The organism is Massilia sp. P2_C2 (assembly GCF_056404615.1).
The window spans coordinates 1-7,703 of record NZ_JBFUDR010000296.1 but is presented as its reverse complement, the minus strand read 5'-3'; the positions used below and the strand labels follow the sequence as shown (position 1 = coordinate 7,703).

The window sequence follows — 7,703 nt, the reverse complement described above, 5'->3', positions numbered from 1 at the left end:
GCTGCGACCTGTGCGAGGTCACGGGCGAATTCCAGGAAATATGCTTCGCGCGCGAGCGTGCGGCCGTCGGCAGTCCGGCCCTGCATGGCCGGGCTCTCGTAGCTCCCGCCGGAGAGTTCGACGAGGTCAACCTGCTCGGCATTCAGCATCGCCAGCACCTGCCTGGCGTCGTCTTCGGAAAAGCCGCCGCGCTGAAAGTCGGCCGAATTCAGCTTGACGCCGACGCAGAAGCCTGGGGCAACGCGCGCCCGCACGGCGCGCACGACGTCCAGCAGCAGGCGTGCACGGTGGGTCAGGCTGCCGCCCCAGGCATCGTCACGCCGGTTGGTCAGCGGCGACAGGAACTGCGAAAGAAGGTACCCGTGCGCCGCGTGGATCTGCACACCCGTGAAACCCGCGTGCTCGGCCGCGTGCGCGGTGGCCGCGAAGCGTTCGATCACGTCGGCGATGTCGGCTTCCGTCATCGCCACCGGCTGCGCGAACATCTTGCTGTGCTTGCCCAAATCCAGCGCCACCGCCGACGGTGCCCAGGCCAGGCCACCCATATTGGCCATGACCTGGCGGCCCGGGTGGCTGATCTGCATCCAGACCTGGGCGCCTCGTGTTTGCGCCGCCCGCGCCCATGCCTTGAACGGTTCGAGCGGTGTGCCCGCCTCCAGTGCAATGGTGCCCGGGCCGGTCAGCGCGCGGCGGTCGACCATCACGTTGCCGGTGATGAGCAAGCCGGTGCCGCCCTCGGCCCAGCGTTGGTACAGGCGGATGATTCGCGGTCCCGGCATCTGCCCGGCGTCGGCCAGGGTTTCTTCCATGGCGGCCTTGGCCAGGCGGTTGGGGACGATGGCGCCATTCGGCAGCGTCAGGGGCGTGAAGAGCATCGGATGACTCCTGGATTCGATAGGGATGGGTTATCCTAAGCTTGAAGTCAACTTCAAGGTCAAGTGCTGGATAAACATGAAAATCGGCGAACTTGCGGAACGGTCGGGCATTCCGGCATCGACCATCCGTTACTACGAACGGGAGGGCCTGCTACCGAAGGTGCAGCGTGGCGCCAACGGCTATCGGGTCTACCAGGCCAATGCGCTCGACCGGCTGGACCTCATACAGCTCGGCCAGAAGCTGGGGTTCTCGCTGGATACGATCCGGAGCGTCGCCGCTTTGCACGGCGCCGCGTTAAAGGATGCCCTGCTCGGCCAACTGGACGCACGGCTGCAGGAGATTGATCGCCTGCACGCGATCCTCGACGAGCAGCGTCGCTCGGTGGTCAGTGCCAGGGAAAGGGTACTGGGCGCCCCGGCAAGCGGCGAGTGCCGGGTGCAGGCGGCATGGACCAAGGACGAATGCTTCGAGCGCGAATGAAGTGCGCAACCGGCAATGTTTGTTTCGGGGCGGGTTTTGGAATTATTGTATTTTGGAAATAAATAGGGCAACCTTAGCCTGTTCGCAAAACAAATAACGAAGACTGGAGAATCGGTATGCTCAAGAAGACCTTGGCGGGCTTCTTTCTTGTGCTGTTCGCTGAAAGCGCTTTTGGTGCGCAAACGCTGTCTCCCTTGACRGAGGCAATCTTGAGCAACGAATTGGCCGCGGTCCAGGCGCGGCTGTCACTTGGCGACGATGTCAGATCGGCCGCCGACGGATTTGTTCCGGTTATTATGGCGGTGAATGCGGACACTCGTATCCTGAAACTGATTCTTCATGCGGGCGCCGATCCCAATCAGCGCAACTCTCAGGGCGGTACCGCACTCGCCGATGCTGCCGGATGTCGGCCGAGCATTTATGTCCGTTTGCTGAAGAGCGGAGGTTATAAGGGGAAGCCGCCAGACTGCGAAGAAGACGTTCGCCTCCTGATACGGGCCCATGCGGACGTGAACCTGCCGGGGGATTTCAGGCGTACACCGCTTGACTGGGCGGTCGAGGAGGGCAACGAAAAAATCGTCCGGATCTTGCTGGAAGCGGGTGCATCCACCGAAATCCGGAACTGGGCCGACGAGACTCCACTGATGACGGCACTCACTGCCTATATGGACGAGAAATCTCGCACGCAAGCCTCGTTCGGGCCGCAGATGCCGATCATCAAGCTGCTCCTTCGGTATCACGCCAATACAAATATCCAATTCGGCGGCCGATATGAAGACTATCAAGAAGCGAGAAAGTGGCCCTACGCGAGTGGCTATACGCCCCTGACGCTGGCTGCGCGCCATTGCTGGGTCTCGGTCGCCAAAATGTTGCTGGCCGCGGGTGCCGATCAGAGCATCGCCCGGAGCGATGGCGAGACAGCCCTTGATATCGCGCGGGAACGCCGCTGCAAGCCTCTGCAAGCGGTCCTGCAAAACCACAAGCGCTAACGGCCGGTTCTCCCGGCGTTTATCGATTCTTTTTTATACTTGACAATCCATACGTAGTCGTCGGATATTCCGCTTCCGCCTACGCACGGCGGAAGAGTGATGATTACTTTAGCGCCCCCATTTGACGAAAGACTCTCTGATGTCCTTTACCCGACGTTCGCTGCTCAAAGCCACCCTCGCGGCGCTGCCGGCGCATTGTGCCGCCCGCGACCTTGGCCAACTTGTGCCTCCCGTGTCGGGTACGGTTCCAGTCGATGCGGCTCGTGCCTTCCTGGCAACCCAGGTGCGCTTGCTGCCGGGAAGTCCGTTTTACGTACGGCAGGAGCTGCATCGCAAAGGGGTGCTCGCGTCGTATGATCCCGACAAGTTGCTTTACCACTACCGCGCTTTGGTGAAACTTCCCCAAAAAGAAGGCATCGAGAGCGGTTACGACGGCTGGGATAGTGGATTTCTCCGTGGGCACATGACAGGCCATTATCTGTCCGCCGCCTCGCGCATGGCGGCGGCTACCGGGAGCCTCCTGTTTCGCGACCGGGTCAACTACCTCGTGGGAGAGCTCGCCAAATGCCAGAGGAGCCTGAATCTCGACGGTTACCTGGCCGCCTTTTCCACGGCCGCCTTTGACCAGCTCGAAGGCAAGCCTGGGGCCGATGCCGGGGGCATCGGCGTGCCTTATTACACGATCCAGAAGATCATGTCGGGCCTCCTCGACGCCCATGCCTATGTCGGCAACAAGCAGGCACTCGACGTGGTCACGAGGATGGCTGACTACTTTGAGAAACGACTCGCCCAGCTTGATGCCGCGCAGATCGACGGGATATTCCGCACGGACGGCAGCCGCAATCCACAGAACGAATTTGGTGCGATGAGTGACGTTCTGACCGAACTTTTCAAAATCGACAAAAATCCCCGGCACCTCGAAGCCGCCCGCATGTTCAATCGCGCATGGTTTGTCGGCCCACTGGCCGAGGGCGAAGATCGGTTGGGCGGCTTGCACGCCAATACGCACATTGCGCCAGCAGTGGGCCTGGCCAACGCCGCGAACGTCGATGGCGACCCGGTGGAGCTGAAGGCGTCCGAGAACTTCTGGCGGCTGGTCGTGCACAGGCATTCGTTCGCCAACGGAGGCAATTCATTCAACGAATGGTTCGACAAACCCGGCGTGGAGGCCGGCCCGTCAATCCATGATCAGAAGGTTTTGCCCCCGACCACCGCCGAAACGTGTAACACCCACAACATGCTCAAGCTGACCGCCAGGCTGTTCGAGCGCAACCGCCGTGCGGAGCTTGCAGACTACTACGAGCGTGCGTTGTATAACCACGTGCTGGCGTCGGTGGCGCCCGATACAGGTGCCGTGACCTATTTCACGCCGTTCCATGGGGACTTTCGCACCTATCTGAAAGGCAGCTTTTGCTGTTCGGGCAGCGGTCTTGAAAACACTGCACGCTACAACGAAGGCATTTACTTCCACAAGGATGATTCGCTCTGGGTGAACCTGTATATCCCATCCGAGCTCAGCTGGCGGCAAGCCGGGATGGTGTTGCGGCAGCAAGGGGATATCACGCGGGGCGAACCGGTGCGCCTGACGGTGGTCAAGCCTGGAGCCAACGCCGTGACTCTCCACTTGCGCATCCCCGCGTGGGTCGCAAAACCGGTGACAGTCAGGATCAACGGGAAGCCCCAACGTGTGGACGCCAAGCCCACAAGCTACGTCTCGTTAAGGCGGCGATGGAAAGCCGGTGACGCGATCGACCTGACACTTCCAGTGGCGCTGCGACTGGAGCAAGCCAGGGACGATTCTTCGATGGTCTCCATCTTCCATGGTCCCGTATTGCTGGCCGGAGAACTTGGCAGGGACAATATGCCTGCCAGCGACGTGGGCGACAAGGATGCCTACCTGAAGATCCCGGCGGTGCCGGTTCCCGATATCGCCAGCACGTCCAGCAATCCCGCCGATTGGCTCGCTCCACTCCCCGGCGATCCGTCCGCGTTCAAATTCAAGGACGCCGGTCCGGCAAACGGCATGGTCGTTCGGCCGTTATTCGACCTGCACCATCAACGCTATTCCGTTTATTGGCACCATCGTCAGATGGCCCAGCCGCCCGCGTAAAACACGGCCAGCGCGACGGCGATGCCGACGGTGCCGGCGTTCAGCTTGCGCCATTCGCCGGCCAGCACCCGGCCGATCACGAGGGTGCAGAAGCCCAGCATGATGCCGGTGACGATATTGCAGCTCAACAGTATGAACACGGCGCACACGAGGCCGGCCAGCGCGTCCAGCTTGTCGTCCATGTTCATGTGTGCGACGCTGCTCAGCATCAGCAGGCCGACGTACATGAGTGCCGGCGCGGTGGCATACGACGGGACGAGGCCGGCCAGTGGCGAGAAGAAGATCAGGCCGAGGAACAGCAGGCCGACGACGACCGCCGTGAGGCCGCTGCGGGCGCCGGCTGCGGTGCCGACGCCGGATTCGATATAGGCCGCCGCGGGCGCGCCGCCCACCAGGCTGGAAAACACGGAACTCAGCGAGTCGGCCGTCAGGGCCTTGCCGCCATTGTGGATGGTGCCGCGCGCATCGACCTGGCCGGCCTGGCCGGCGACGGCGCGGATGGTGCCGGTGGCGTCGAACACGGCGGTCATGACGAGGGCCAGCACGCTCGGCAGCACGGCCGTGCTCAGCGCGCCCTGGATGTCCATGGCGCCGATCAGCGACGCGTGGCCCGGGGCGCTCAGCTGCGGCCACGAAAAGATGCCGGTGAAGTGCACCTTCGGATCGAATACCAGGCCAAGCGCGGAAATGGCGATCACGACGAGCAGGATGCCGCCGGGGACCTTGCGCTGTTCGAGGCCGAAAATGGCGGCCAGGCCCAGGATGCTCATCACGACCGGGAACGCCGTCACATGGCCCAGCGCCACCGGCAGGCCGGCGCCGGCGTTCTTGACGATAAGGCCGACGTCGCTGGAGGCGATCATCAGCAGGAACAGGCCGATGCCCACGCCGGTGCCGTGCGCCACGCCGGCCGGCAGGTTCTGCAGGATCCAGGAGCGCACGCCGGTCACCGAGATGGCGGTGAACAGGACGCCCATCAGGAACACGGCGCCCAGCGCGACGGCGGGGGAGAGGCCCTTGCCCAGTACGAGGCCGAAGGCGGTGAAGGCGGTCAGTGAGATGGCGCAGCCGACCGCGATCGGCAGGCGGGCCCACAGGCCCATCATCAGGGAACCGAAGGCCGCCGTCAGGCACACGGCGACGAACACGGCGCTGACGTCGAAGCCGGCCTGGCCCAGCATGCCCGGCACGACGAAGACGGAATACACCATGGCCAGGAACGTGGTGACGCCGGCCACCACTTCGCGTCGCGGTGTGCTGCCACGCGCGGAAATCTGGAAGTACCGGTCGATTCTGTCGTTGGCGGCAGGGGGCGACGTGAATGCATCTTCGCGCTCCACGCGTTGGAGTTGAGGCTGGGACATGACGGCTGCTCCTGTGTTATGACCCGCATGCCGCGAAGAGCATGCCGGGCTGTCTCGTCGTTATGGAAACAGAAGCTTAGAGCCGAAGGGGGGAGCGAACTATGCGAACTGTGAATAGCAACTATAGCGAAAACCGTATTGCGTTTGGCAATAGTCGGGCAGGGCCCGTGGCCCCACCGCGCGCGCGGCAGGGCCGGCGCGGCCGTCAGCGGCCGAGCATGTGCGCCAGATAAGCCTCGTGCGTCGGCACGGAAGACACGGCCTTGACGAGCTGCTGCCCGCGCTCGCGCACCCATTGCAGCGAGAGTTCGGCGGGAATCTCGGCCAGGATGGGATCCGTGCGCTGCGGCCAGTTGCGCATGCCCGCGTGGATCGCCAGCCAGCTGTGCTCGTCGAAGCCTTCGTGGTCGTACTGGTGCAGCAGGCCCGTCTCGCGCCACGTGTGCAGCTTGTATGCCAGCGTCTCGGGCAGCTCCTTGTTCGCCATGTCGGTCCAGAACGGCGTGTCGCGGCGCGCCGTCAGGCAGTAGTGCAGCAGGATGAAATCGCGGATGCGTGCGAACTGGTGGCTGAGGATCGAGTTGTAGGTCTCGATGTCCTGCGGCGCGATGGGGCCGCCGGCCTGCAGCAGGTGCATCATGTGACCGAGGCCGGCCTGGATCAGGAAGATACTGGTCGACTCGAGCGGTTCGAGGAAGCCGGTCGAGAGGCCGATGCCGATCACGTTGCCCACCCAGAAGCGCTCGCGGTGGCCCGTCGTGAACTTCAGCAGGCGCGGTTCCGCCAGCGCCTCGCCGTCGAGCTGTTGCAGCAGCTGGGCGCGGGCCGTTTCTTCGTCGATGTAGCGGGTCGAGAACACATGGCCGTTGCCGGTGCGGTCCTGCAGCGGGATGCGCCAGGCCCAGCCCGCCTCCAGCGCCGTCGCGCGGGTGTAGGGCGTCAGCGGCGTGTCGATGCGCGCGCACGGGACGGCCCAGGCGCGGTCGACCGGCAGCCAGTGGCTGAAGTCGACGAACGGTTCGCCCAGCGTGCGGCCCAGCAGCAGCGAGGCGAAGCCGGAACAGTCGAAGAACAGATCCCCTTCGATCACCCGCCCGTCGTCCATCTGCAGCGCGGCCACGCCGCCATCGGCGCGGCGCGTCACGTCGGCGACCTTGCCCTCCGTGCGGCGCACGCCGCGCTTCATGGCGAGGTCGCGCAGGAAGCGGGCGTACAGCGTGGCGTCGAAGTGATAGGCGTAGTTGAACGCGGCCGAGTCCTGGCCGGGCGCGCAGAAGCGGTTCTGCATCGCCATCACGGTGGGCAGGCACAGTTCGCCGAACACGGGCACCTCGCCGTCCGGATGCCGGCGGTACTGGCCGAACAGGCTCTCCGGACCGGTCATCTGGCCGAAGTTGCCGAACGTGTGGTAGTAGTCCTCGCCGCGCACGCGCCAGTCGCAGAACCGGATGCCGAGCTTGTACGTACCGTTGGTGGCGCGCAGGAAGTCCGATTCGGAAATGCCCAGGATCTGGTGGTAGTTGCGGATCGAGGGGAAGGTCGCCTCGCCGACACCGACCGTGCCGATGTCCTCCGATTCCACCAGTTCCACTGTCGTGCCCTTCAGGCCCGTGGCCAGGGCTGCCGCGGTCATCCAGCCGGCGGTGCCGCCGCCGAGGACCACGATACGTCGATAAGTCATGCTGTCTATATGGACGCCTCCCTTTTGCAAGGTATTTTCAGCTCTGTTCAGACGAGGAAAGTCGCAGTTCTATATCCGGCCTTGTGCGCGGCATTGCCGCTGGCCCCGATGAAATCCGCTGACCCACACCTCATTCTCCTAACGGGCTGTTAGCCCCAGACAGCATTCAGGTTTGGTGGATCCCGGTCTGACCTGTCTGTCAT

The 7,703-nt window shown here is 63.7% G+C and carries 6 protein-coding genes; 3 read left to right on the top strand and 3 right to left on the bottom strand.

What is annotated here, in order from left to right; translation table 11 throughout:
- A partial coding sequence (locus tag AC1DYX_RS25105; RefSeq protein WP_477263934.1) for an oxidoreductase occupies positions 1-875 on the bottom strand: 875 nt, incomplete at its 3' end.
- A 76-nt stretch (positions 876-951) separates the two neighbouring features.
- On the opposite strand from AC1DYX_RS25105, the gene AC1DYX_RS25100 reads away from it, so the two are divergent.
- The 3 genes from AC1DYX_RS25100 to AC1DYX_RS25090 all read left to right on the top strand — a co-directional run bounded on the left by AC1DYX_RS25100 (position 952) and on the right by AC1DYX_RS25090 (position 4,455).
- Positions 952-1,356 carry a MerR family transcriptional regulator gene (locus AC1DYX_RS25100; protein WP_477263932.1) on the top strand — a complete coding sequence of 135 codons (405 nt, stop codon included), beginning with the start codon at positions 952-954 and terminating at the stop codon, positions 1,354-1,356.
- 116 nt (positions 1,357-1,472) lie between these two features.
- Positions 1,473-2,345: an ankyrin repeat domain-containing protein gene (locus AC1DYX_RS25095; RefSeq protein ID WP_477263930.1), complete on the top strand. Its 873-nt coding sequence runs from the start codon at positions 1,473-1,475 to the stop codon at positions 2,343-2,345.
- Positions 2,346-2,484: 139 nt separating this feature from the next.
- A complete protein-coding gene (locus tag AC1DYX_RS25090; RefSeq protein ID WP_477263928.1) occupies positions 2,485-4,455 on the top strand; it encodes a beta-L-arabinofuranosidase domain-containing protein in 1,971 nt (656 codons plus the stop codon).
- Here AC1DYX_RS25090 and AC1DYX_RS25085 read toward each other — a convergent pair.
- Together AC1DYX_RS25085 and AC1DYX_RS25080 are read right to left on the bottom strand one after the other, a co-directional pair.
- Complete coding sequence (locus AC1DYX_RS25085) at positions 4,431-5,819, bottom strand: NCS2 family permease (RefSeq protein ID WP_477263926.1); 1,389 nt, start codon at positions 5,817-5,819, stop codon at positions 4,431-4,433. The genes AC1DYX_RS25090 and AC1DYX_RS25085 overlap by 25 nt on opposite strands.
- A gap of 205 nt (positions 5,820-6,024) precedes the next feature.
- Positions 6,025-7,500: a tryptophan halogenase family protein gene (locus AC1DYX_RS25080; protein ID WP_477263924.1), complete on the bottom strand. Its 1,476-nt coding sequence runs from the start codon at positions 7,498-7,500 to the stop codon at positions 6,025-6,027.
- Positions 7,501-7,703 lie beyond the last annotated feature (203 nt).

What these genes read in the sequence shown, in the direction of transcription:
- AC1DYX_RS25090 (WP_477263928.1), top strand. Translation starts at nt 2,485, where the DNA reads ATGTCCTTTACCCGACGTTCGCTGCTCAAAGCCACCCTCGCGGCGCTG.
- AC1DYX_RS25100 (WP_477263932.1), top strand. Translation starts at nt 952, where the DNA reads ATGAAAATCGGCGAACTTGCGGAACGGTCGGGCATTCCGGCATCGACC.
- AC1DYX_RS25085 (WP_477263926.1), bottom strand. Translation starts at nt 5,819, where the DNA reads ATGTCCCAGCCTCAACTCCAACGCGTGGAGCGCGAAGATGCATTCACG.
- AC1DYX_RS25080 (WP_477263924.1), bottom strand. Translation starts at nt 7,500, where the DNA reads ATGACTTATCGACGTATCGTGGTCCTCGGCGGCGGCACCGCCGGCTGG.